This is a genomic window from Defluviitalea raffinosedens (assembly GCF_016908775.1).
GTDB classification, from domain to species: Bacteria; Bacillota; Clostridia; order Lachnospirales; family Defluviitaleaceae; genus Defluviitalea; species Defluviitalea raffinosedens.
This window is the reverse complement of record NZ_JAFBEP010000002.1, coordinates 126,100-150,015: the sequence shown is the minus strand read 5'-3', so window position 1 is coordinate 150,015 and position 23,916 is coordinate 126,100. Positions and strand designations below refer to the sequence as shown.

At 36.2% G+C, this 23,916-nt stretch carries 24 protein-coding genes; 18 read left to right on the top strand and 6 right to left on the bottom strand.

Annotation, left to right across the window (positions count from 1 at the left end):
* Window positions 1–33 precede the first annotated feature (33 nt).
* Complete coding sequence (locus JOD07_RS02600) at window positions 34–219, bottom strand: hypothetical protein (protein ID WP_204612036.1); 186 nt, start codon at window positions 217–219, stop codon at window positions 34–36.
* Window positions 220–320: 101 nt separating this feature from the next.
* Window positions 321–1,418 carry a PRK06851 family protein gene (locus JOD07_RS02595; RefSeq protein WP_204612034.1) on the bottom strand — a complete coding sequence of 366 codons (1,098 nt, stop codon included), beginning with the start codon at window positions 1,416–1,418 and terminating at the stop codon, window positions 321–323.
* Between the two features lie 114 nt (window positions 1,419–1,532).
* Between JOD07_RS02595 and JOD07_RS02590 the strand changes: the two genes are divergently transcribed.
* Entirely contained in the window at window positions 1,533–3,164 is a 1,632-nt protein-coding gene (locus JOD07_RS02590) for a LysM peptidoglycan-binding domain-containing protein (RefSeq protein WP_204612032.1), read from the top strand.
* A 37-nt stretch (window positions 3,165–3,201) separates the two neighbouring features.
* On the opposite strand, the gene spo0A is transcribed toward JOD07_RS02590, so the two are convergent.
* Window positions 3,202–4,008: a sporulation transcription factor Spo0A gene (spo0A, locus tag JOD07_RS02585; RefSeq protein ID WP_204612021.1), complete on the bottom strand. Its 807-nt coding sequence runs from the start codon at window positions 4,006–4,008 to the stop codon at window positions 3,202–3,204.
* A 321-nt stretch (window positions 4,009–4,329) separates the two neighbouring features.
* On the opposite strand from spo0A, the gene JOD07_RS02580 reads away from it, so the two are divergent.
* From JOD07_RS02580 to JOD07_RS02545, 8 genes are all read left to right on the top strand, one after another.
* Window positions 4,330–5,934 carry a SpoIID/LytB domain-containing protein gene (locus JOD07_RS02580; RefSeq protein ID WP_243429228.1) on the top strand — a complete coding sequence of 535 codons (1,605 nt, stop codon included), beginning with the start codon at window positions 4,330–4,332 and terminating at the stop codon, window positions 5,932–5,934.
* Window positions 5,935–5,978: 44 nt separating this feature from the next.
* Window positions 5,979–6,374, top strand: a complete 396-nt coding sequence (locus JOD07_RS02575) for a bacteriohemerythrin (protein WP_158740150.1) — start codon at window positions 5,979–5,981, stop codon at window positions 6,372–6,374.
* 213 nt (window positions 6,375–6,587) lie between these two features.
* The gene (locus JOD07_RS02570) at window positions 6,588–7,031 is read left to right on the top strand and encodes a hypothetical protein (RefSeq protein WP_204612017.1); all 444 of its coding nucleotides are present in this window, start codon (window positions 6,588–6,590) and stop codon (window positions 7,029–7,031) included.
* Window positions 7,031–7,459 (top strand): ferritin-like domain-containing protein, encoded by a 429-nt coding sequence (locus JOD07_RS02565; protein WP_158740152.1) that lies wholly within the window; start codon window positions 7,031–7,033, stop codon window positions 7,457–7,459. Before JOD07_RS02570 ends, JOD07_RS02565 begins: the two co-directional genes overlap by 1 nt.
* Window positions 7,460–7,605: 146 nt before the next feature.
* Window positions 7,606–8,457 carry an FG-GAP repeat domain-containing protein gene (locus JOD07_RS02560; RefSeq protein ID WP_158740153.1) on the top strand — a complete coding sequence of 284 codons (852 nt, stop codon included), beginning with the start codon at window positions 7,606–7,608 and terminating at the stop codon, window positions 8,455–8,457.
* Window positions 8,458–10,719: a DUF3160 domain-containing protein gene (locus JOD07_RS02555; RefSeq protein ID WP_204612015.1), complete on the top strand. Its 2,262-nt coding sequence runs from the start codon at window positions 8,458–8,460 to the stop codon at window positions 10,717–10,719.
* Between the two features lie 94 nt (window positions 10,720–10,813).
* Window positions 10,814–11,821: a DUF4097 family beta strand repeat-containing protein gene (locus JOD07_RS02550; RefSeq protein ID WP_204612013.1), complete on the top strand. Its 1,008-nt coding sequence runs from the start codon at window positions 10,814–10,816 to the stop codon at window positions 11,819–11,821.
* Window positions 11,822–11,966: 145 nt separating this feature from the next.
* Complete coding sequence (locus tag JOD07_RS02545) at window positions 11,967–13,070, top strand: DUF4236 domain-containing protein (RefSeq protein ID WP_204612011.1); 1,104 nt, start codon at window positions 11,967–11,969, stop codon at window positions 13,068–13,070.
* 43 nt (window positions 13,071–13,113) lie between these two features.
* Here the strand turns inward: JOD07_RS02545 and JOD07_RS02540 are convergent, their stop codons facing one another.
* Complete coding sequence (locus JOD07_RS02540) at window positions 13,114–13,317, bottom strand: heavy-metal-associated domain-containing protein (protein WP_158740157.1); 204 nt, start codon at window positions 13,315–13,317, stop codon at window positions 13,114–13,116.
* A 178-nt stretch (window positions 13,318–13,495) separates the two neighbouring features.
* Between JOD07_RS02540 and JOD07_RS02535 the strand changes: the two genes are divergently transcribed.
* The 3 genes from JOD07_RS02535 (at window position 13,496) to queA (ending at window position 16,353) form a co-directional block, all read left to right on the top strand.
* Window positions 13,496–14,791, top strand: a complete 1,296-nt coding sequence (locus tag JOD07_RS02535) for a stalk domain-containing protein (protein ID WP_204612008.1) — start codon at window positions 13,496–13,498, stop codon at window positions 14,789–14,791.
* Window positions 14,792–14,918: 127 nt separating this feature from the next.
* Entirely contained in the window at window positions 14,919–15,065 is a 147-nt protein-coding gene (locus tag JOD07_RS02530; protein WP_180322449.1) for a hypothetical protein, read from the top strand.
* Between the two features lie 262 nt (window positions 15,066–15,327).
* Window positions 15,328–16,353 carry a tRNA preQ1(34) S-adenosylmethionine ribosyltransferase-isomerase QueA gene (gene queA, locus JOD07_RS02525; protein WP_158740159.1) on the top strand — a complete coding sequence of 342 codons (1,026 nt, stop codon included), beginning with the start codon at window positions 15,328–15,330 and terminating at the stop codon, window positions 16,351–16,353.
* A gap of 51 nt (window positions 16,354–16,404) precedes the next feature.
* Here the strand turns inward: queA and aroC are convergent, their stop codons facing one another.
* A complete protein-coding gene (gene aroC / locus JOD07_RS02520) occupies window positions 16,405–17,505 on the bottom strand; it encodes a chorismate synthase (protein ID WP_158740160.1) in 1,101 nt (366 codons plus the stop codon).
* A 266-nt stretch (window positions 17,506–17,771) separates the two neighbouring features.
* On the opposite strand from aroC, the gene tgt reads away from it, so the two are divergent.
* Both tgt and yajC read left to right on the top strand, forming a co-directional pair.
* Window positions 17,772–18,908 carry a tRNA guanosine(34) transglycosylase Tgt gene (gene tgt / locus JOD07_RS02515; protein ID WP_158740161.1) on the top strand — a complete coding sequence of 379 codons (1,137 nt, stop codon included), beginning with the start codon at window positions 17,772–17,774 and terminating at the stop codon, window positions 18,906–18,908.
* Between the two features lie 2 nt (window positions 18,909–18,910).
* Window positions 18,911–19,294: a preprotein translocase subunit YajC gene (gene yajC / locus JOD07_RS02510; RefSeq protein ID WP_207756773.1), complete on the top strand. Its 384-nt coding sequence runs from the start codon at window positions 18,911–18,913 to the stop codon at window positions 19,292–19,294.
* Between the two features lie 40 nt (window positions 19,295–19,334).
* Here the strand turns inward: yajC and JOD07_RS02505 are convergent, their stop codons facing one another.
* Complete coding sequence (locus JOD07_RS02505; protein WP_158740162.1) at window positions 19,335–20,183, bottom strand: PHP domain-containing protein; 849 nt, start codon at window positions 20,181–20,183, stop codon at window positions 19,335–19,337.
* A 109-nt stretch (window positions 20,184–20,292) separates the two neighbouring features.
* Between JOD07_RS02505 and JOD07_RS02500 the strand changes: the two genes are divergently transcribed.
* From JOD07_RS02500 to secD, 4 genes are all read left to right on the top strand, one after another.
* Complete coding sequence (locus JOD07_RS02500; RefSeq protein ID WP_158740163.1) at window positions 20,293–20,721, top strand: TIGR04086 family membrane protein; 429 nt, start codon at window positions 20,293–20,295, stop codon at window positions 20,719–20,721.
* Between the two features lie 68 nt (window positions 20,722–20,789).
* Entirely contained in the window at window positions 20,790–20,930 is a 141-nt protein-coding gene (gene scfA / locus JOD07_RS02495) for a six-cysteine ranthipeptide SCIFF (protein ID WP_158740164.1), read from the top strand.
* Window positions 20,931–21,136: 206 nt separating this feature from the next.
* Window positions 21,137–22,489: a thioether cross-link-forming SCIFF peptide maturase gene (scfB, locus tag JOD07_RS02490; protein WP_204612006.1), complete on the top strand. Its 1,353-nt coding sequence runs from the start codon at window positions 21,137–21,139 to the stop codon at window positions 22,487–22,489.
* A gap of 195 nt (window positions 22,490–22,684) precedes the next feature.
* Window positions 22,685–23,911, top strand: a complete 1,227-nt coding sequence (gene secD, locus JOD07_RS02485) for a protein translocase subunit SecD (RefSeq protein ID WP_204612004.1) — start codon at window positions 22,685–22,687, stop codon at window positions 23,909–23,911.
* Window positions 23,912–23,916: the final 5 nt, after the last annotated feature.

Sequence of the window (23,916 nt, the reverse complement as noted above, 5' to 3'; positions counted from 1 at the left end):
GGAGGCGTTTAATTATGACTGATATCTATGAAATCAATTTATTAATTTATTAAATTGTAATTCAGCAATTTGAAGATTATTAAAAAATAAATACCTGTTCTTTTCACCAGGATATATGGATTTTTGAAAAATAATATAACTTTTTTCCGTTTGTTTTTCCAAAAGATAAAGGAAAGTCTGTGAATTTAAGTCAGCTTTAATCTTTACATATTTAGTCATCGTAGTTCTCCTTTCAATACTTAAGTTTCCTTGATGATATTACCATATATTAACACATCTTTCAATAAAAACAAGACGTGAAAAGGTATTTTATTATTATATTATTCTACAAATGTCATTATTTTTTTCACTGTATTTTCTAATACATCATTAATTTTTTCAAAATCCATACTTGGAATATAATAGCTTTCCAGTTCATCGTGAGCTTTTTTAGCTTTTTGAATGGAAGCGATGGCTCTTTGAAGGAGATCGTCAAAGAGTTTTTTATCTCTATCGATTTCTGCTTGCAGAGGTCTATAAATCGATTCTTCTAGACAAGTTGTAAGGTCCACTACATTGGTTGGAAGTACTTTAGCTTTATGATAATCATTAGATACCGTAATTGCACAGTCAAGTTCAGGAATAAGAATATCTTCAATCTTATCAACATCTATGGGGGAATGATAACATTCCACATAAAAACCTTTTATAACTGCTTCATTATGAATTCTGTTCATGAGTTGTTTTGCAGAAGCACCGGGAGAATCTTTAATGATATATACATTTTTACTGGTTCCAATGATTGTATGAAGATATTCTGTTAAACCATTAGGAGTTATTGCTGTGCCAAATAGATGTCTGTCCTTACCGATCTGGTTTTTTACAGGATATTTTTCAAATATAGATTCTAATAGCTCCCATGATTTTAAATTCAATTTCGACTGATTAAGTGCCAGCCTTTCTGTATTTGCCCATGCTTCATAAATTGCTGCGCCTGCTGCTAAATAATTGTAAGCTTTTTTAAAAAGCCTTCCTACTTCCTTATGGATACTCATAATCCTGTCTTTATTTTTGCGAATGCCTTCTTCATTCCAATACTCGCCTAAGTTGAGAATTTCATCGATAGCCCCGGGGTTAATTGGGTCCACCACATGGGGAGCAGTTCCGTCTAAAATGGCTACCTTTAAATCTGTAATAACAATGCCATCCAGGGCATTATTATCGGAAGAGCAATGGTGATGTTCGAGATTGTATCCTAAATTGTAAAATCTTTCGCTAATCTTTTTCATAAAAGAGGACTTGCCAACTCCTGGTCCTCCTTTTAGAATGATAATTTTTTTGGCATCTTCCTGGAATAGGATATTGTCATAAAATGACACAAATCCTTTCGTTGTATTGCCACCGGGAAAAACATGCTTTATAAATCCTTTTTGATCCATCTATACTCCTCCTGAACCGATTTATGTAATATATTTTATGTTCAAGTAGAAAATAATATGTAATTATAAAATTAATCAATTTGAACAAACTAAGGTAGTAAAGGAGGTGAATCAATGAGCGTATTTATTCGTCATAAATTGGTTGAAGATCAAGAAGGATATATTCTAACCTTGTACCTAAATCCGAATTTAACTGAGTTTTCAAAAGAAATCGGCATTGCGGAAGACTCAGGAGTAGTGAAAGATACCGGAATTGTGAAAGATACCGGGAACGTGGGCATACTGGATAAAAGTATCAGAAGTTATATCAGTTCTCATTTTCCAGATATAAAAGTAAATGCAGTAAAAATCATGATTGGTTCTATTTTACTGACGACTCTTCCTTTTTCCGGAATGGTTCAAGATGTGAGTGCAGCAACAGCTCCACAAACCCAAGCAGTTCAAGAGGCTGAACAGAGTATTAAAATTATTATTGACGGAAAACAGATTAATTTCTCTCAATCGCCTATGGTTATAGATGGAAAAATTTATATTTCAATCCGTGGAGTTACTGAAGCTTTAGGCGGAGAAATTTGGTGGAACGGTGAATCAAAAACTGTAGGCATCAATAAAGGAGATATCAAAATTGCATTTGTTGTCGGTGATAATAAAGCCCGGGTCAATGGTGAGCAAGTTTCCATGGAGCCGTCCTTTATAACCAATGGGGTTACGATGGTCCCTTTAAGGTTTGTGGCAGAATCTCTTGGAATGACAGTAGACTGGAATCAAGCTGAAAAAACAGCGACATTATTTTCTCAGCCGGTAACCCATCAGGTAAAAGCAGGAGATACTTTATTCAAATTAAGTCAGCAATATGGAATATCCATAGATAAATTAAAATCCATAAACAATTTGTCCAGTGATACCATATTTGTCGGACAGATTTTAAAGGTAAAAGAAACAGTAGTACCTAAACCAAAAGAAGAAGCAAGTGCAGAGACATATACCGTAAAAGCAGGAGATTCCCTTTGGTCTATTGCCACCAAGTTTGGGATCTCGGTAGATGCACTTAAAAAAGCCAACCAATTAACAAGTGATACAATTTATGCCGGTCAGGTATTAAAATTAAAAGCCGATACCACCGTTCAAACGCCAACAGATCCCCAGGGTAATAGTGTTTCTTATATCACTTATACTATTAAGTCAGGAGATAATATGTGGGAACTTGGCAATAGATATGGAATTCCGATGGCAGAATTATTGCAAGTGAATAAAATGACAGTCGATAGTCCTTTATCTATAGGTCAAAAAATCCTCATTCCGGTTTATAATATAGCTGTTAAGGAAAGAGTGAGTGAGAAACACGGAGAATATTTAGATTGGTGGACTGAGGCTCAGTATGTTTTCCCAATCGGCAAAGTTGCTACAGTAACGGATTTTCAAACAGGAAGGAGATTCCAAATCAAAAGAACAACCGGCGCAAACCATGCCGATTCTGAGCCGTTAACAGCCAAAGATGCGGCGACTATAAAAGAAATCTGGGGAGGAGAATATTCATGGAAAGAAAGGGCAGTTATTGTTGAAGTAGATGGAAGAAAGATCGCTGCATCCATGGCATCCATGCCCCATGATGTTAGTTATATTAAAGATAATAATTTTAACGGACATTTTGATCTGCATTTTAAAAATAGTACAAGGCATAAAGACGGCTTAGTTTCCCAAGCCCATCAAGAACAAATCAAAATTGCTGCAGGAATCATTAAATAGATACACCCCCTAAATTTCATTTAGGGGGTGTGATATTTTAGCCAATTTTAAGATTGAGCCTTAACCTGTCAGCAATAAGGGCAATGAATTCGCTGTTGGTAGGCTTGCCTTTATTATTATTAATGGTATAACTGAATAATTTGTGCATAGTCTCTAAGCTGCCGCGGTTGCAGGCTACTTCAATGGCATGGCGAATCGCTCTTTCCACTCGGCTGGAAGTGGTATTAAATTTCTTTGCAATGGAAGGATAAAGTTCTTTTGTAATACTGTTTAGTATATCCATATTATTTACGGCCATGGTAATGGCATATCTAAGATAATGATATCCTCTTATATTAGCAGGAACTCCAATTTCTCTTAGAATATATGTAACTTCAGCCTCCAGCTGATGGGTTGAAGGGATTAGAAAGTGATTATCAGCCTCCACAGAATCATTATAGGTTTTTCCAATCTTGGGGGTTGGAGCAAGATTGATTAACTGCCTGATTCTAAGCATTAAGGTTTCCATATCAAAAGGTTTTGCAATATAATATTCTGCTCCTAATCGGAGAGCTTTCTGAGTTACTTTATCTTGATTAACTGCAGACAACATAATACATATAGGCGATTTTTTAATTGGGGAATTATTGAGTTTTTCTAATACACCCAAACCGTCTAAACGAGGCATAATCGTATCTAATATTACAACATCGGGGTATTTCTCCATGATCATATCATAAGCTTCTATACCATCTTTCGCTACTCCAATAACCTCCATATCATTTTGTCTTTCAAGGTAATCCTCAAGAATCTCACAAAATTCCTTATTATCATCTGCAAGCAACACACTAATACGATTTTTCACAACGAATCCCCTTTCTTATTTGTCATTTCGAGCTTTTTATAACAAAAAATGTAAAAAGACTCGATACAATAATGAATTATACCATAAATGTAAAAAAATTCAATTAGATAATTTCAATTTATTGGAATTTTTTATATGAACATGTAAAAAGTAAAATTTATATTTATTATGGAAAGAAAAAAGTATATCATTGAAATTTTGCCTAAAGTACTATGGATTTTTATCATATTCTCTTTTATAATAATGTTTATCAAAGGTCGAAATATATGTAGTTTTAGGCTTAAACTTGCTTTGATCAGCTAAGGAGGAAATCTCGTGAAAATGTCAAAAAATTTGAAGTTATTCATATATGTTGTGTTTTTTACATATATTCTTATACCTAAATTGTCCGTATCAGCCGCAGTAAGTATACCTGACTGGGTGAGAATAGGACTGGAATATAAGTATAAGAGTACCAGCAGAATAGACATTAAAAACAATGAACTTTTAATGGGATATGAGTCGAATGGAGATTTTATTCCTGAAGCTGTATTTCAATCAACTACAGGATTTTACGTGATTCCTTCCAGTGCTTATTTTATATCCATTAATCAGTATTTTTATACATATGATGAAGCAAAATTCCTGGCTCAAGATTTGAAAAATTTGGGATTAAATGCTTTTCCATGCAGCATATCTCCATCGAAATGGACGGTGTATATTGGCGAAATTTCTTCTTTAGGAGAAGCAAGCGTGATCAGTTCAAGTGTAAATAGTCTTACAGGCAAACAATGTATGACTAAAGAGCCGCTTGCTACCCGTATGATCTTAAGAAATCAGAATGAAGTGATTGCGGTTTTAGAAGGAGAAGAAGCTTATCCTCAGTTTGCAGGAATAAGTTCTAATGCTTCTGATGAGATCATAGATTTAGGAGACAGACAATATCGGGGAAGAATGGAATTTGGAAGATATGGAGGATCAGGAATTACAGCGGTTAATGTCATTATGTTAGATGAATATCTTTACAGTGTAGTTCCTTCAGAAATGTATGCCTCGTGGAATATAGAAGCTTTAAAAGCTCAGGCTGTTGTAGCCAGAAATTATGCCGTATTGTTTATGGGAAAGCATAAAAATAGTGGCTATGATTTATGCGACGGAGAACATTGCCAGGTTTATAAGGGTTATGGAGCAGAAAACTATAACTCCAATCAGGCTGTGAGGGAAACCCAGGGAGAGCTTCTTTATTATGGTAATGAAATTATCGAGGCAGTATATTTTGCCAGCAGTGGCGGATATACGGAAAATTCCGAAAATGTCTGGATTACGTCTTTGCCATATCTAAAAGCAGTACCGGACATTTACGAAGCAAACCATCAGGACTGGACCAGAAGTTTTACCAGAGAGCAAATAAAGTCGTTACTTTTAAGTAATGGTAAAAATATTGGAGAGGTATTGGACATTCAGATTGAAAGCTATACCTCTGGTGGAAGAGTGATGACGTTAAAAATAATTGGTACAAAGGGTACAGAAACATTTACCAAGGAAAGTGTGCGTACTTTTTTCAAAAGTAACGGAGTAAGTTTGCCCAGCAGAATGTTTGAAATTGTTAAGGATGGAGGAAATACTTCATCTGGTTCAATCAGTGTAATGGGTGAAGGAAATATCACAAAAAGTATAGATGATGGCCAAATATCTGTAGTGGGAGAAGATCAAGAAATTAAATTTCTTAATTTAGGCAGTAATACTATTCGAGTACAGGGAGCCAATGGGGTAAATGAACTTTCTTTTACACCTTCGGTGTCGGTTGCAGGAGATTTTGTATTTATTGGAAAAGGTTATGGCCACGGAGTAGGCTTGAGCCAATGGGGAGCTAAAGGAATGGCGGACCAGGGATATAATTATAAAGAAATTTTGTCTTATTACTTTACAGGAACTACAGTACGTTAAAAGAGCTATAGGTAAAGTAAATTTAAAGCAAGGGGGGTGGCAATATGGAGTGGAATGATAGTTTGCTTACAGGAGTAGAAAAGATTGACAATCAGCACAAAGAACTTTTCAGAAGAGTCAACAATGTTTTAGAAGCATGCAATCAAAGAAAAGGAAAAGAAATCGTAGGAGAAACGCTGAATTTTCTTGAAAGCTATGTTGAGGAGCATTTTCGTGATGAAGAAAAGCTTCAGCTTGAATCGCAGTATCCTGGTTATGAAGGGCATAAACTGCTGCATGCAAAGTTTATTAAGGACATAAAGGATTTAAAAAGCAGATTTGAACGAGATGGTGCAAGTATTCTTGTAGTAATCGAAATGAACAAAACCATAGTGGGATGGCTTAGAGAACATATCATGAAAGTAGACAAGAAATTTGCAGAGTATTATACGAGCAGATAAAGCATAGCATTTGCCTGTCAGTTTGCATTTCCTTGATGGAAAAGAGACTAACAGGCATTTTGCATTTCATATACCAGAAAAGATCTATTCTTGACAGTAATTTAACACAGAAATATAATAATCCTTGGAAATTTAAACTGGTTAATAGTAAATGCGATCATTATTTTAAAGATTTCATTCAGTGAATATTAGATTGTAAAATGGGGGGATAAAATGGGCGCTTCTATTAATTATGAGGGACTAATCACACAAATAGAAAAATGTTGTTTGACTGAAGAAGTATGTGGAGAATGTACCAAAGAGAATTGCCTCGTAGGATACTGCAAAAAATGTTTAATAACTTGTTTAAAATCCAATGACGAGTTTTTGGATGATGGAATGGATCATATTCCTTATGATGATACAAAGGTATATGATGATGAAGCAATCGTAAGAGCTTTAGGCTTTATACTGCATCAGTGTAAAAACTGTAATGTTTATCATGATGAAGCATGTATTATCAATATTATAAGATCAGCTTTTGAGGTTATTTTGCTGGGAGAATCTCTGGAATATAAAGGAAGTACATTCTTGTATCTTAATGATATTAAAAATATTAATGAAGAATATGCTGACAGAATTCTTAATGTATTTGATCAATATAAGGAGGGTGCATGATGGAAATCAAAGAAGGACTATTTGAAAACATGATCGGGGAAACAAAAGGAACTGCGCTGGAAAGGACTGTTAAGCAGAATTTTCAGGGAGAAACGTCTGAAGTTGGAATGTATCTGGCCATGGCCAGACTGGCTCAAAGACAGGGATATGGCGAGATTGCAGAAGTTTTGAAGACGATTGCATGGGAAGAAGCAGAGCATGCTGCAAGATTTGCAGAATTTAATGGACTGATTCAGGAAGATATATTTGACAATATCAAACAGATGTTAGAAGGAGAAATCTTTGCTAACCAATCCAAGAAAGAAGCAGGGGATAAGGCAAAAGAATTAGGACTAGATTCAGCGATGTATTATTTTTATGAATCAGCCAGAGATGAAGCACGTCATGCCAGAATTTTAGAAGGGATTTTAAAACGCTGCAACAAGTAAATAAGATAAGTACCTGTGGGTTCATATAAAGAATGAACAGAGCAGGTACTTTTTTATGTGTTTACTATAAAGAAGTGGTATCGTATAATTATAAAAAGTGTATAAATAATGATTAGCCATTATTCATAAGATTTGGTGTTGTGATGATGAAAAAAATATTTAAAAAATGTTGGATTTATTTATTACCAATTACTTTAAGCATTTTCTTAATCATTGCTTTTAAAAATTCCGATTCCTATATTGATGTTGTTTTGAATGGACAAACATACAGCCTGGATTTTTCATCGAAGCAAGGCACTATTGGATATAAAGGAATCAAGTATGATTTATTGTCCAATAAAAGTCATCAACTGATTGACATAGCTGTTGGTGACATTGACAAGGACGGCAGAGACAATATTTTGATTTTGGAAGGCGAGAAGCATTCACAGTATGGGGATATGTTGATTATTTATGATCTTGTTGCAACTTCCAAGGGACTGCAAATAAGCGAAAGATACAGAAATAAACTCAGCACTATAAGGCCGTGGAAAATTGAAGTATGTGAAATTGACAATGACGGTGAAATGGAAATTTTCATTGCGGTGAATAAAGCAACTCGTTTGTATAGAAATCTTGAAAACAGGCCATTCTTTTTTAATTTTAAAAATAATATGCTCGTAAAAAAATGGACAGGTTCCAAGTTAAGATTTCCTTTTACAGATGTATTATTTATGGATTTGAACGGGAATGGAAGTGATGAATTCATAGTAATTGAAGAAACAGATGAAGGAAAATACGTTGTATCAGTATATTATTGGTTTGGGTTTGGGTTTATTCTGCAGGGAGAAAGTCATATATATGATGAGATTGATTTTATTGAGGAAAAAATAGTGTCTGAAAAACCACAGATTCATGTTAAGATTGTGGAAAACGGCAGGATAAAATCGGCTGTTTTAGAACCTTCTGTGGATAAAACGGAGAATGGAATCTATTTGTTAAAAGAAAGGAGTCAGTAAATGTTGAATCGAGTTTTTGGGATTTTTCTCTGCTGTGTAATGCTTATAACCGGTTGCTCAAAAAACGTAAATGATGTTTCTGCAAACAATGAAGCTGAAATGGACAGGGAATCAGGAAATATTTTAGTGCAAGAAGAGGGGCTTTCTTTAGTATGGAAAGATCTAACGGACTATTTTAATGTACAGGTAGAATTTTCTCCAACAAGCTATACACCAAAGGTTCCTGAGTATAAAATTAACCCCGATCTTAGCAATGTTGAGAACATTGACAGATTTGAAGGTCTTTCAAAAGAGCAGAGCACTAAATTGGTTAATAATGGCTTTGTCGTATTGAATCCTAATCCGGAAAAGGCTTATTATTACATGAAGATGTACAATATTTATGAAGAAAATGAGTATAAGAATATTCCAAATTTCATTACAGTCGATGTGGCCTTACATATGTATCATAAGGTCTATGATGAACTTTTAAAGGGCATTGAGAAAGAGCAATTGCATGTGGCATTGCAACAACTTACCCAGAATATGCTTACGAAAACTTCCATATTGTATTCCAAAACAGAGAACGAAGCTTTAAAGCATCATGTGGGAGAAATTATGGTGTATTTTGCGGTAGCCAACAAATTGATCAATGATTCCTATGGAGATATTCCAAAAGAGTATATGACTATTGCCCAAAAAGAAATAAATGAAATTGAAAATGCAAAAGGATATGCCAAATCCCCTCTATTTGGCTTTGACATAAATTATGAACAATTTATTGTCAGAGGACATTATGCAGGGGATGAAATTCTGGAAAAATATTTTAAAACCATGATGTGGTATGGCTTAATCGGATATCCTCTGGAAGAAAAAAATCCGGATTTTGATTCTATTATTCAGGCGATGATGATTACGTACATTACATTTCTTGAAATGAATGGCCAGGATGATATTGCTTTGTGGGATAAAATATATGCTCCAACTGAGTTTCTGGCAGGTCAAGCAGATGATGTTACAATCTTTGATTTAAAAGAAGTCATTATGAATGTATATGGCAAAGATGTGGCACTTACAGATTTTCTGGATGAGCAATATTATGATTCGCTTTTAAAAGAATTAGGAAAATTGCCATCACCTCAAATTCAGTACAGACTTATTACAGGAAGTGTAGATACGCCTGCAGGCAAGCAATTCAGATTTATGGGGCAGAGGTATACTTTGGATGCAAATATTATGCAAGAATTTATGTTCCCAATTATAAGGCCCATTCCTACAGGACTGGATGTGGCAGGAGCTTTTGGTAGCCAGAGAGCAGAAAATCTTGCAAAGGAAAATTATTTAAAAGACTTGGACGAACAGACCTACACAGATGTTATGACCAGGATGAAAAATAAAGTGGAAGCCCTTGAGCAGGCAGATTGGACACAGAATCTGTATAGCGGATGGTTATGGACATTAAAGTCAGTCTGGACTAAGCAAGAAAACACCCAGGGACTTCCATTGTTTATGAAGAATCAGGCATGGGAAGATAAAAATATTTCCAGTGGTTTAGGCAGTTATGCAGAACTAAAACACGATACGATACTTTATGTAAAGCAGCCGGTAGCGGAAATGGGCGGAGGCGAAGAGCTTACAGAATATTATCCTAATTATGTTGAACCGGCAGTTGAAGTATATGATAAATTGTTGTGGCTGGTAAGATATTCACAAATTAATCTTAAAAATAGAGATTTGCTCTCAGAAAGGTTTGAATACGCCTTGAACAGTTTGGAAGAAGTATACGAATTATTTAGAACCTGTGCGGTTAAAGAACTGGAAAATATACCTATTTCTGAAGAAGAAAACAGAGAATTAAAATACATTGGAGGGAAATTGGAATATATAGAAGATACTTTATCTGATCAATACAGCCAAGCCATAAGTTCTGCAGTGATTTCCGATGTTGCGGGGATTGCAGATATTGGTGCATTTTTAGAAATAGGCACAGGCTTACCCAATGAAATTTTAGTCGCCCTGGCTCATGATGGAAAAGTATATTTAGCGAGAGGTACAGTATACAGTTATTATGAATTTTTACATGAAAAGCCTTTAACGGATGAGCAGTGGCATGAAATGCTCGGTGTGGAAAAAATAGTGGAAGATGAGTGGGTGTATGAACAGATTAATTCTGAACGCCTGCAAAAAGATGCTCCTCCTCAGCCTAATTGGATCGCTTCATTTAAATCCTTCGAAGATAATAAAGTCTTTATACCTCATATAGAGTACAATTTAGGGCAATAGATTTACAAAAATTGAAATATCATGCATACTCTTTATTCCTCCTTTCGTATATAGAGATGTAAGTGAAGAGCATATAAGGCAAGGAGGAGGCAAAGTGCAAGATAATAATGGATTCGTTCCAAACGATCATGGTAATGGCCAGAAAAAGTTTCCTGATCAAGGGTATATTCCTCTTAAGGATTATGAACCTTCAAAGCAGCAAAAGCATTTTCGAAAGCGAAGAAACAATATTCTTTTATTGGCTATAATTGGTTTGTGTTTGATGGGTATCTCAAATTTTTCAATGTCTGGAACAGAAAAAGAGATTAAATTAAGTAAGGATATTTCTCATTTGAATGGTGGAGAATTATTCCTGGAAGGACGAAATGGTACCGTTATATTAGAAGGCACTGAAGGCCAAAAAATTAAATTGAATATCGTATATCAACCTTCAATGTCTACTTTGGGAAAATCTGTGGTTTTAGATATTATAGAGGATGACGGAAAAGTTTATTTAGATTATGATAAAAGTAAGTTTAGAAGTCTTTCAATAAAAGCGGAGATACCAGAAGGAATTTTTGAGGATATCCATATAAAAACCAGTAATGGCAGACTGGAAATGGCTGAATTAGACAGTTTAACTGCCCTCTTGGAAACATCCAATGCCAAGGTTGATGTAGAAGGATGGAGAGGAAAAAAGCTGGATATTAAAACGAGCAATGGATCAGTAGAACTGGATGACGTTTCTGGAGATGAAGTAGAAGTTAACACCAGCAATGCCAAAGTGGATTTAGAACTTGTTAAAGGAAAAGATATGGTGATACAGACTTCCAATGGAGCAATTAATTTTGAATCAGATCATTTGGATTCCAATAATAAGTACAGATGGATATTTGTTACTTCAAATGCCAGCGTTAAGTTAGATTTGTTGGATACAAAAGAAATAGGCTATAGAATAGATGCCGATACAAGCAATTCAATCATAGCCCATAAGCTGGATAATTTTAACGTTAATGAGAATACAGAAAAAGTTTTAAATGGAGAAACGGGGAATTATGATAAAGCTAATATAAAAGTAGATATAGAAATACATACAAGCAATGGTACAATAGAAATAGAATAATCAAAAACCGAGGGAAAGAATTCTCTCGGTATTTTTATTGGGTGTAGATTAAAAAAGAAAAATATAAAATAGGTTTATATGATATACTATTATGTAGAAATTATATAAATTAATAGAAATTATATAAAGAAAAGAGGATTCGAATATGGGACTTAGGATGCGCAAAAGTATAAAGCTAGGTAAAGGTGTTCGAGTAAACTTTGGTAAAAAGGGAGCAAGTCTAAGTTTTGGAACAAAAGGTCTAAGATATTCCATTCATTCTAGCGGTAGGAGAACATCCTCTATTGGTATTCCTGGGACTGGAATTTCTTATGTCACTTCATCTGGAGGAAAGAAAAGAAAATACACTTCCTCTGCTTATGATAAAAGACAGCAAATTCAAATGCAAAAAGTGCAGCAAGTAAAGGATGAACGACAGAAGAATGCTCTTCTTGTGGAAGAATACAATAATTTAATTGAAGTACTTCGGGGTATTCATAAAGAATGTGATGAAACCGTAGATTGGCATCACATCTATTCTTTAAAAGAACCTTTTAGTCCCCAAGAGATTGGCCCCAAACAAGCAAAGGCAAGAAATGAATTTGAAAATTACAAACCTCGTTTCTTGGAAAAACTCATTAAGCCCCTTAGGGAAAAAAAGGAGCTGGTATTAAAAGAAGCTATTGAAAAGGCTGCCAGGGAAGACAGGGAAGATTATGAGGAATGGAAGAAATTTCACGAACTCGCTGAGCGTATTATTACTGGAGATATAGATGCGTATTTAGAAGTTATAGATGAAATGAATCCACTGGATGATCTTTTAGAATTTGGAAGTGATTTTGAATTTGGTACGGATCATCCGGATGTTCTTGAGGTTGAATTTAAAGTGAAATCAGAAACGGTAGTACCAAACTATTCCCTAAGTCTTACTCAAACAGGCAAACTGTCGAAAAAAGCTTTAAGCAAAACAGCCTATTATGAAATTGTACAGGATTATGTTTGCAGTTGTGCCATAAGAATTGCAAGGGATATGTTTGCTCTGTTGCCTGTTAGTACTGTGATTGTCCATGCGGTGGATAATGCTCTGAATACGGAAACAGGATATCATGATGAAATTACTATTTTATCCGTTGTATTTAACAGAGAAGTATTAAATGGCCTTAATTTTGAAGCCATAGATCCGTCAGATGCTATGAAAAATTTCAGACACAATATGAAGTTTATGAAGACGAAAGGCTTTAGCCCGGTAGAAAGAATTTCCAAGTATTAAATTCATAATAAAGGGGTACCTTTTGCAGGTACCTTTTTATAATTTACTCAATTGTACATCCGGTTTTTTCTATGCATTCCTTAATTTCTTCTTCATCAGCGGGTTCATTATAGCCTACTTCTACAGAGCCTCTTCTTAAGTCTACATTAACCATTTGTACGCCTTCAATTTTATCTAATGCATTTTTGATTTGATTCTTAAAATTCTCATTCTGCATACCATTAACCTGATAATGCACTCTGTTCATAGAATAACTCCTTTCAATTTTGAATGGACATAAATTAGTATTTGTATTATCAAAAAGATCATACAGGGATTATAGCAATTAATCTTACGAAAAAATTTTATGAGTGATGGAACATTTATCTAATATTTTCGTCTAATTTATTAAAAATAAATTTTACATAGATAAGGAGAAATGCAATATGTACAGATCAAGATTAATCAAAGGGATTGCATTAGGGATAGGTTGTGTAATGCTTTCATCTGGTACGGCATTAGCGATGTCAAAAGATCATTTGACCAGTAAAGTAACAGAAAACGCTAAAAAAATAAGCATTCAGGTTAATAATCAGTGGCTTGAAACAGATGCAGAACCTTTCATTGAAAATAATACTACTTTAATTCCTTTAAGAGGAGTGCTGGAAAAGTTGGGGGCTAAGGTGGAATGGCATCCAGAGCAAAAATTGATCCATATTGATACAGAAGATATCAAAATTCAATTGATTGTGGGGAAAGATACGGCTAAAGCTATAAGAAATACCAGTGGAACTTCAACAGAAGAGATATTAAAGCTGGAAGTCCCAGCTAAAATATCTGATGGCCGTACCTTTGTACCCGGAAGATTTGTGGCTCAGACTTTAGGAGCTAAGGTGGAATGGAATAAAGACTTGCGAGCGATGATTATTAATACATATGAAGACGATGAAATTATTCAGGTAGAGAGACCTATAGCATTTGAAGTCGTAGGAAAAGAAGTGCTGGATGACAATGAGATTTTGGCACAGTGGTATCAGAACAACTCTTATAAAGGAGGATTTCATTCAATATCCGATGGGCAGTGGCAATATGTGCTGATCGCAGCAGGAGAAAAAAACACCGGAGGTTACAGTATTACAGTAGACAGTATTACGGAAGTTACTCCCGGTACAGCCTATGTTCACGCAACACTAAATAGTCCAGGGAAAGATGCTATGGTGACTCAAGCTTTAACTTATCCTTACCTTATCGTTAGATTCGAGAAAGGCAATATAGAAAAAATTCAAGGAGACTTGTCTGTTTTAAATCAAAGCAATGATGAAAGGGATAAAAAAGCAGTTCAGGATTTGGTTTTAGAGTTTGGCAGTAAAATTCAAATGGTTTCTCTTTTAGCACCGGAAGAGATGGTTAAAAAGAGTATTGTAGAGAATTATAAAGATTTAGTAACCTCTTCCCTCTTAGAAAAATGGCAGAAAGACATTCAGAATGCTCCCGGGAGATTAACCTCCAGTCCTTATCCTGATCATATAGAAATATTAAGTATAGAAAAGTTATCTGACGACAGCTATGCAGTAAAAGGTGCGATTGTGGAATTAACTTCCATAGATCAACACAATGGAGGTTTTACTTCAAAACAACCGATTACGCTTATTGTAAAAGATATGAATAATATTTGGTTGATAGATCAATTTAACTTTGATAAAAATACAGAAGCCGGTTCTATGATGTATGAAAATTCCTAATACAGCTTTACCTTTTTGGCTCTGTTATTAGCATCAAACATCCCCAGGATGTGGAGACTTTTTGAATATTTTTTTGAATTTGTATTCATAATAATATTGCAAGAAACCATTAAAGGAGCTATAGATCATGGACAACAATAAAAATCGCATGAAGGACAGAGAAAAGAGCAATCCGGAATTAAGAAAAATGGAACCCAGAGATAATGCAGATGTAGGAATTGTGGATGGTCAGAAAATAGGTGTACACGAAAGCAAACATGAAAAAAGCAGATAAATGGATGGTGTCTGTTGGTAAAAGAAAACGAACAGACACCGTTTTTTATTACATAGGAAATCATTAAGGATTTCCTATGTAATAAAAATCCTCCGTCAGGATACACACACGTTCATATTGTATTTTGCCGGCTTTGCCGACCGCACTCAGCGAAAGAGTTTTATTTGCGAACCTCTTTCTTGTTGAAACACAAGAGAATTTTCTTTATAATTAGGGAAAAATAATACATACATTTTATGAATGATTGGAATGGAGAACGATGATGAACGTACATGATTTTTATTATGATTTACCCGAAGAACTCATTGCTCAGGACCCTTTGGAAGACAGAAGTTCCTCAAGGCTTCTGATATTAGATAAAAAAACCGGAGAAATGGAACATAAACATTTTAAAGACATAGTCTCCTATTTAAATCCAGGAGATTGCCTGGTACTAAACAATACAAAAGTAATCCCTGCAAGATTGATCGGTGCCAGAGAAAATACAGGGGCCAAGGTGGAGGTACTTCTTTTAACCAGAAAAGATAATGACCGATGGGAAGCTTTGGTGAAGCCCGGGAAAAAGGCCCGTCCAGGGGATGTTATAATTTTCGGGAACGGAGAACTCAAAGCAGAAGTAGAAGAGATCATTGATGATGGAAAGAGAATCGTACATTTAATTTATGAAGGAATCTTTGAACAGGTGTTGGACGCTTTGGGTGAAATGCCTTTGCCTCCTTATATTACCCACCAGCTTAAGGATAAAGAAAGATACCAAACCGTTTATGCAAAGCATAAAGGATCGGCTGCTGCGCCTACAGCTGGCCTTCATTTTACGAAAGAGTTACTGGAAGAAATCAAAGAAAAGAATATAGAAATTGCCAATGTGACTCTCCATGTGGGATTGGGAACTTTCAGACCTGTAAAAGTTGAAAATGTATTGGAGCATAAAATGCATTCTGAATACTGCTGGATTGACCAGGAGGAAGCAGATAAAATCAACCGATGCAAGCAAAATGGAGGACGGATTATAGCCGTGGGAACCACCAGCTGCAGAACTCTGGAATCCTGTACGGATGAAAATGGAGTGGTTCAGGCAAAGAGCGGCTGGACAGATATTTTTATTTATCCGGGCTATCAATTTAAAATCGTTGATGCTCTGATTACTAACTTCCATCTTCCTGAGTCTACATTAATCATGCTGGTATCTGCCCTGGCAAGCCGAGAAATTATTCTTAATGCTTATAAAACTGCTGTGGATATGAAATATCGATTCTTTAGCTTTGGAGATGCCATGTTTATAAAATAAAAATGGTGCCTGTTTGTACACATATTCATGTGAAAACAGGCACTTTTTTTCTTATAAAAGCGCTTTTTTAATCAGATCAATTCTGGAAAAGATTCTTTCAAACAGATAGTCTACCAAAGTAAGAGCTGTCATAGCTTCTACCACGATTACAGCCCTGGGAACGATAATTGGGTCGTGGCGTCCTTCTACTTGCAGTTCTATGTTTTGCCCTGCTTTATTAACAGTTTTCTGCATTCTGTGAATAGAAGAAGTGGGTTTAATGGCAGCTCTAAAGACAATGGGGAAACCGTCGCTGATGCCTCCTACAATACCACCGGCATTATTGGATAATTTCGTAAGGTGCCCTTCTTCATCGTACTGAAAGAAGTCATTGTTTTCCCAGCCTGTCATTCTGGCGGCATTAAATCCACTGCCAAATTCTACGCCTTTTACGGCGCCGATTGAAAGGATGGCTTTTCCAAGCATTGCATCCAATTTTTCAAACACGGGCTCTCCAACACCACTGGGAAGACCATTGACTACACATTCAATCATCCCTCCGGCAGAGTCTTCTCTTTCTTTGATTTCATGGAGATAAGCTGCTGCCTTTTCTGCCGCTTCTTGATCCGGCATAGCCAGGAAATTGTTAAATATTTCATCTCGCTTAAACTTCGCTGGATCGATAGAAACAGGGCCAATGGAGAGAGTATAAGCCATAATGTCTACACCGAATTCTGCAAGGATTTTTTTTGCAATGGCTCCTGCAGCAACCCTTGCGGTGGTTTCACGACCGGAAGAACGTCCACCTCCTCGATAATCCCTAAACCCATATTTTTCATCATAAGTGAAGTCTGCATGACCGGGACGGTAGCATTTGGCTATTTCTGAATAGTCGTAGGATCTCTGATTGGTATTGTATACGATCAAGGAAATGGGAGTTCCTGTTGTTTTTCCTTCGAATACGCCTGAGAGAATTTCAACTTTATCGCTTTCTTTACGGGGAGTGGAAAAAGGAGATTGACCGGGTTTTCGTCTATCTAAATCTTTCTGAATATCCTCTTCAGAAAGTGAAATGCCAGCAGGACAGCCGTCAATGACAACGCCGAGAGCTTTCCCATGGGATTCCCCCCAGGTGGATATTTGAAAATGCTTTCCGAATATGGATCCTGCCATGGGATCCCTCCTTTCAAGGATAAAATTTTAGAAAATTGTATCATTATTTTAACATCTTTTCAACTATATTATCTATTCCCTATTATTTGGAGTTGTTTTTTTATTATAATCAACCCTTGAAAAAAAATGCTTTTCACGGTACACTGTTTTTTGTAAAATATAAAAGTCCGCCTTGTTCGCAATAGGCCAAATTTTTATTTCACAAGTGGGACATAGTTGTTATCTTGTGGCTTACGCTAAAAAATATGACAAAGGAAGAAGAACGCATGTATAAACTGTTAAAAACTGAAGGAAGGGCAAAAAAAGGAGAATTTCATACTCCCCATGGGATCATCCAGACGCCTGTGTTCATGAATGTGGCGACGGTTGCAGCGATTAAGGGAGCCCTGTCCACTAAAGACTTAAAAGATGTAAAATGTCAGGTGGCTCTTTCCAATACATATCACCTTCATCTTCGTCCAGGGGATAAAGTGATTAAAAGATTGGGTGGCCTTCATAAATTCATGGTATGGGACAGACCGATTCTTACGGATTCGGGAGGTTTTCAGGTATTTTCACTGACGTCTCTTAGAAAGATAAAAGAAGAGGGAGTATATTTTTCCTCCCATATTGATGGAAGAAAAATTTTTATGGGACCAGAAGAAAGTATGCAAATTCAGTCCAATATCGGTTCTACCATTGCGATGGCCTTTGATGAATGTCCGCCTTATCCTGCTGAAAGAAGCTATATGGAAGAGTCTGTTGCCCGCACAACGAGGTGGCTTAAAAGATGCAAAGCAGAGCTTGACCGCTTAAATCAGCTGGAAGATACGGTTAATCCCAATCAAATGCTTTTTGGGATTAATCAGGGAGGTACTTACGAAGACATTCGTATTGAGCACGCCAAGGTGATTTCTGAAATGGACCTGGATGGCTATGCTGTAGGAGGCCTAGCAGTAGGAGAAACCCATGCGGAAATGTATCGTATACTGGAAGAAGTCGTACCTTATCTTCCGCAGAATAAACCTACTTATTTGATGGGTGTGGGAACCCCTGAAAATATTTTGGAATCGGTAGAAAGAGGCATTGACTTTTTTGATTGTGTACTTCCGGCACGAAACGGCCGTCATGGACATGTGTATACCAATAGGGGAAAAATCAATCTTTTTAATGCAAAATATGAATTAGATGAAAGACCTATTGAAGAAGGATGCGGATGTCCTACTTGTACAACCTATAGCAGAGCTTATATACGGCATTTGTTAAAAGCAAAAGAAATGCTCGGAATGCGTCTTTGTGTTCTTCATAATCTGTACTTTTTCAACACCATGATGGAAGAAATAAGAGATGCATTGGATCATGGAAATTATGCCGTTTATAAAAAACAAAAATTAGAGGGCTTTAAGCAAAAAGAGGAGGAATAGTGATGAATAGTTTATTTGTTTTGGCAGATACAGCTGCTACAACTGGGAAGAACGCTGGATCAATATTGGGGATGGTTTTATATTTTGCTGTTTTGATAGGAATTATGTGGTTTTTAATTGTTAGGCCACAAAGAAAAAGAGAAAAAGAAGTTCAGGCAATGTTAGACAGTGTTAAGGTTGGGGATACCGTACTCACCACCGGTGGTCTTTACGGCAAAATAGTAGATATGGTTAACGATATATGTATTATAGAATTAGGCTTAAACAAGGGAATCAGAGTTCCTTTACAAAAAAGCAGTATTGCAGCGATTAAAGAGCCTGAAATGGCAATTAAGAAAGAAGAAAAAGAAGAAGTTAAAAAAGACGATAAAAAAGAAAATAAGTAAAATCTATATAAAAATAAGAAAGTGCACAAACAGCACTTTCTTATTTTTGTGTAATTTTCTTTTTCAGTTCTTCTAAAATTTCATAGGGAATTTTAAGATTGCCCTTACCTGTTCCTATATCGATATCTTTTTTATTGGTACCATGAAAATCACTGCCACCAGTTATGAGGAGGTTGTAACGGTGTGCCAGAGAACGAATCTGATTTTCTTGTTCTTTTGAATACAGAGAATAGATTGCTTCGATTCCGTCCAAACCATTTTCACATAAGGACTGCACCAAATGGTTTAACTCTTCATCAGATAAATGGTATAGTGTGGGATGAGCAAGCACTGCCAGGCCTTTTGCCTCATGGATAAGTTTTATACATTCTTTGGGAGATAAGACATCCCTTTTAACATAACCAGGACTACCTGGGCTTAAATAGAGACGAAAGGCATCTTCTAAAGTCTGCGTATATCCTTTTTCAAAAATGGCTCTTCCAAAATGAGCTCTTGTGATTAAATCTTTTCCAGCCCGTTGCTGCAAATCTTCCGGAGTAATATTGATACCTATATCATTTAATTTTTGCAGCATGATTTCATTTCTTCTTACTCGGGCATTTTGAATCCAGTCTAATTTTTGAACAAAATAAGGATTTTTATAATCAATAAATAATCCCAGGATATGAATTTCCCGATCTTTATATTCCGCTGCAAATTCTATTCCGGGAATCACTTCAACCCCCAGTTCTTTACCCTCTTGAACGGCTTCTTCTATTCCGTCTATGATGTCATGGTCTGTCAAAGCAAAAGCACGAAGTCCTTTTTGCTTTGCATAATGAACCAGTTCTTTAGGAGTTAGAGTACCATCAGATATATTGGAATGAACATGAAGATCAATATACTGCATTTTGCTAGCCACCTTTCAAAATCAATCTGTTTCTATCATAAATGATAATTTAAAATCGTACAATAGTACAGAGAAAGAATTATTGGGTAAATATAAAGGGGGGGGGAAGATGGTAAAAAGCAGCCATAAGCCTGCGCAAACGATGAACAAGGTAAATGCAAATAAAGTAAATGAATGGAGAATGATCACTCTTTTAAAAGCGAATATAATTGCGTATATGATTACAGCTATCGCTTTTATTGGTTCCGCCTTACTGCTCACCTATACATCTTTGCCGGAGAGCAGTATTCCTGCTATTGCAATCGTTACTACGATCATTTCTGTTTTGGTAGCAGGATATGATACCGCTAAAGGGGCGCCGTCCAAGGGATGGCTTTGGGGACTTTCAGCAGGTCTTGTTTATGCTGTTATTTTAATTATTATTTCCAGTACAGTTGATCAAAAATTCATGGTGAGCCGTAATACTGCGACGTTTCTTATTATGGCAGGCGCTGGAGGAACGCTAGGAGGCATGATCGGAATTAATGTGAAAAAATAACCAATCCCCTTTTCAATTAATTTTAAGTATGTTATAATGAGGCGAATTAAGGCGAAGGAGGCAAAAAAATGAAACATATTAAAACATTAAATATGGCTACATTAAAGAAAAGTATGGCAAAAGGTGGCTGTGGAGAATGCCAAACATCTTGTCAATCTGCTTGTAAGACATCTTGCACCGTAGCAAATCAATCTTGCGAAAACAATTAATTCCTAGCAGTGGCATTAAGTCGCTGCTTTTTTATTGTATAGGAAACTTTTGGGTTTTCCTATGAATAAAGAGCCCTCGGGGCAAAGATGCGCACTCGCCCGTGTTGTATTTTGCCGGCTTTGCCGACCGTGTTCGGCTTGAGAGTTTTGAGGGCGAAACTCTTTCTTGCTATAAATGATATTAAATTAGAAATTGGAGTGATAGCATGATACATAAGTTTTCCATGGACGGAGTGAATATCGTTCTTGACATATACAGCGGCGCAGTTCATGTGGTAGATGATATCGTTTATGACTTGGTCGATGATTATCAAAAGTATTCAAAAGATGAATTGATTCAAAGATATAAAGAAAAATATGATGTTTCACAGATAGAAGAAGCCATTGAAGAAATAGAAGCATTAGAAAATGAAGGGCTTCTTTATACAGAGGATATGTATGTTGATTATTTGGGTCAATTTCAGGCTAGAAACCCTATCGTTAAAGCCCTATGTCTGCATATAGCCCATGACTGCAACTTAAAATGCAAATATTGTTTTGCAGGGGAAGGGGAATACAGAGGCCAGCGTTCATTAATGAGTGCGGAAGTAGGAAAGAAAGCAATAGATTTTTTAATTCAGGCCTCAGGAAATCGTCGCAACTTAGAGATTGACTTTTTTGGCGGCGAACCTCTTATGAATTTTGAGGTTGTAAAGGAAATTGTAGATTATGCCAGAAGCATTGAGGGAGAACATAATAAGAATTTCCGGTTTACTATTACTACCAATGGTGTTTTATTGGATGATGATATACAAGCTTATATCAATGAACATATGCATAATGTCGTATTAAGCATTGATGGAAGAAAAGAAGTTCATGACAGAATGCGTTATACTATTAATCATAAAGGAAGCTATGATCTTGTTGTGCCTAAATTTAAAAAGATTGCTGACAGCCGAAATCAAACCAATTATTACGTAAGAGGTACTTTTACCAGGGAAAACCTTGATTTTGCCAAAGATGTACTGCATTTGGCGGATATAGGCTTTAAGCAGGTTTCTGTAGAGCCTGTAGTAGCGCCAAAAGAGATGTCCTATGCCCTTCGGGAAGAAGATTTGCCAATGTTATATGAACAGTACGAAGAACTGGCTAAAGAATTGGTAAAGCGAAAGAAGGAAGGACAAGGCTTTAACTTTTTCCACTTTATGATTGATCTTTCCCAGGGGCCTTGTGTTGCTAAAAGACTTGCCGGATGTGGTTCTGGTTCCGAGTATCTGGCGGTTACTCCCGAGGGAGATTTGTACCCTTGTCACCAATTTGTAGGATTAGAAGAATTTAAAATGGGAACTGTATTTGATGGTATTCAGAATCAGCCTATGCAAAAGCAATTCCAGGCCTGCAATGTTTATGCCAAAGATGAATGTAAAAACTGCTGGGCAAAATTTTATTGCAGCGGAGGCTGTGCAGCCAATGCTTATCAATTTCACAGAGATATTCGTAAAACTTACAAAATTGGATGCGAGCTGGAAAAGAAAAGAGTGGAATGTGCTTTATATGTAAAGGCAAAATTGGCGGAGTAAATTTTCTATAGGTCGGTCTTTATGACCGACCTATAGCGTTTAAAATCAAACAAATACATTCCTTAATTTCAAACGAAATACATAACAGTAAAATTTTGTGAAAAAATAAAGCGTAGTAGTTTTAAAAATATTGACGAACTCTGGGATAAAGCATATAATTTAATTTGTGTATTTTGTATGAAGGGAGAAAAGACAATGAAAGTCAAGAGCGGATTGATTTTAATTTTAGTTGTCGTTCTTATTGGACTGACAGGAGGAGTAGCCTATTTTGGAATTGGTGAAAATCACTTTTTGGGCGCTCAAAATATAAGACAGGGATTGGATTTAAAAGGTGGAGTAAATATTGTCTATGAAGCCGATAAAGAAAATCCAACCGATGAAGAGATGAGTGCCGCAATTGAAATGATTCAGGGAAGATTGGACCGTGGCAATTACACAGAAGCAGAAGTAGCAAGAGAAGGATCAAGAAGAATCCGTGTAGATATACCCGGAGTAGAAGACCCTAACAAGGCTATTGAAGATATTGGTGCAACAGCACAGTTGCAGTTTATTAGCCCTGAAGGAGAAGTTATTTTAACAGGAAATGAAGTAAAAGATGCCAGAAGAGAAGTTGTTAACGATAATGGAATCACAAAAGCCGTTGTTGCTTTAGAGTTTAATTCCAAAGGAAAAGAAGCTTTTGCAGAAGCAACGGAAAAATATCTTGGCCAAATGATTATGATTGCTCTTGATGATACAATTATCAGTGCCCCAACAGTCAATGCGGTTATTACTGAAGGCAACGCCATCATAGATGGAGTAGGTACTGTAGAAGAAGCAGATGAACTGGCTGCGAGAATTAAAGCAGGAGCCCTTCCTTTTAAACTGACTCCGCTTCAAAGCAACAGTGTTGGTGCAAAGTTAGGTGCAAGTGCACTGGAATCCAGCCTAAAAGCAGGCTTTATAGGTATTATCTTAGTTTTGATTTTTATGCTTGTTGTATATAGAGTTCCCGGTCTTGCTGCTGATTTAGCCTTGATTTTCTATTGTGGGGCAGTAGTGATCATTTTAAGCTATCTGCAGTCAACCTTAACACTTCCAGGTATAGCTGGTATTATTTTATCCGTTGGTATGGCAGTAGATGCTAATGTCATTATTTTTGCCAGAATTCGAGAGGAATTAAGCGCAGGAAAAACTTTAAGGGCTGCTTTGGATTCAGGATTTAGTAAAGCATTTTCTGCAATTTTGGACGGAAACATTACCACATTGATTGCAGCTGGTGTATTGTACTGGATAGGAACAGGGCTTATAAAAAGCTTTGCACAAACCTTGGGAATCGGTATTCTTGTTTCGATGTTCACTTCATTGGTTGTAACAAGAATTATGCTTAAGCAGTTCGTCAATCTCGGGCTGAAAAATCCAAAACTCTATGGTGCGAAATAAAAGGA

Bases quoted from the DNA above. Each gene is read 5' to 3' on its own strand.
- JOD07_RS02600 (WP_204612036.1), bottom strand. From the start codon at position 219: ATGACTAAATATGTAAAGATTAAAGCTGACTTAAATTCACAGACTTTC.
- JOD07_RS02595 (WP_204612034.1), bottom strand. From the start codon at position 1,418: ATGGATCAAAAAGGATTTATAAAGCATGTTTTTCCCGGTGGCAATACA.
- JOD07_RS02590 (WP_204612032.1), top strand. From the start codon at position 1,533: ATGAGCGTATTTATTCGTCATAAATTGGTTGAAGATCAAGAAGGATAT.
- JOD07_RS02580 (WP_243429228.1), top strand. From the start codon at position 4,330: ATGTCAAAAAATTTGAAGTTATTCATATATGTTGTGTTTTTTACATAT.
- JOD07_RS02575 (WP_158740150.1), top strand. From the start codon at position 5,979: ATGGAGTGGAATGATAGTTTGCTTACAGGAGTAGAAAAGATTGACAAT.
- JOD07_RS02570 (WP_204612017.1), top strand. From the start codon at position 6,588: ATGGGCGCTTCTATTAATTATGAGGGACTAATCACACAAATAGAAAAA.
- JOD07_RS02565 (WP_158740152.1), top strand. From the start codon at position 7,031: ATGGAAATCAAAGAAGGACTATTTGAAAACATGATCGGGGAAACAAAA.
- JOD07_RS02560 (WP_158740153.1), top strand. From the start codon at position 7,606: ATGAAAAAAATATTTAAAAAATGTTGGATTTATTTATTACCAATTACT.
- JOD07_RS02555 (WP_204612015.1), top strand. From the start codon at position 8,458: ATGTTGAATCGAGTTTTTGGGATTTTTCTCTGCTGTGTAATGCTTATA.
- JOD07_RS02545 (WP_204612011.1), top strand. From the start codon at position 11,967: ATGGGACTTAGGATGCGCAAAAGTATAAAGCTAGGTAAAGGTGTTCGA.
- JOD07_RS02540 (WP_158740157.1), bottom strand. From the start codon at position 13,317: ATGAACAGAGTGCATTATCAGGTTAATGGTATGCAGAATGAGAATTTT.
- JOD07_RS02535 (WP_204612008.1), top strand. From the start codon at position 13,496: ATGTACAGATCAAGATTAATCAAAGGGATTGCATTAGGGATAGGTTGT.
- JOD07_RS02530 (WP_180322449.1), top strand. From the start codon at position 14,919: ATGGACAACAATAAAAATCGCATGAAGGACAGAGAAAAGAGCAATCCG.
- queA (WP_158740159.1), top strand. From the start codon at position 15,328: ATGAACGTACATGATTTTTATTATGATTTACCCGAAGAACTCATTGCT.
- aroC (WP_158740160.1), bottom strand. From the start codon at position 17,505: ATGGCAGGATCCATATTCGGAAAGCATTTTCAAATATCCACCTGGGGG.
- tgt (WP_158740161.1), top strand. From the start codon at position 17,772: ATGTATAAACTGTTAAAAACTGAAGGAAGGGCAAAAAAAGGAGAATTT.
- yajC (WP_207756773.1), top strand. From the start codon at position 18,911: ATGAATAGTTTATTTGTTTTGGCAGATACAGCTGCTACAACTGGGAAG.
- JOD07_RS02505 (WP_158740162.1), bottom strand. From the start codon at position 20,183: ATGCAGTATATTGATCTTCATGTTCATTCCAATATATCTGATGGTACT.
- JOD07_RS02500 (WP_158740163.1), top strand. From the start codon at position 20,293: ATGGTAAAAAGCAGCCATAAGCCTGCGCAAACGATGAACAAGGTAAAT.
- scfA (WP_158740164.1), top strand. From the start codon at position 20,790: ATGAAACATATTAAAACATTAAATATGGCTACATTAAAGAAAAGTATG.
- scfB (WP_204612006.1), top strand. From the start codon at position 21,137: ATGATACATAAGTTTTCCATGGACGGAGTGAATATCGTTCTTGACATA.
- secD (WP_204612004.1), top strand. From the start codon at position 22,685: ATGAAAGTCAAGAGCGGATTGATTTTAATTTTAGTTGTCGTTCTTATT.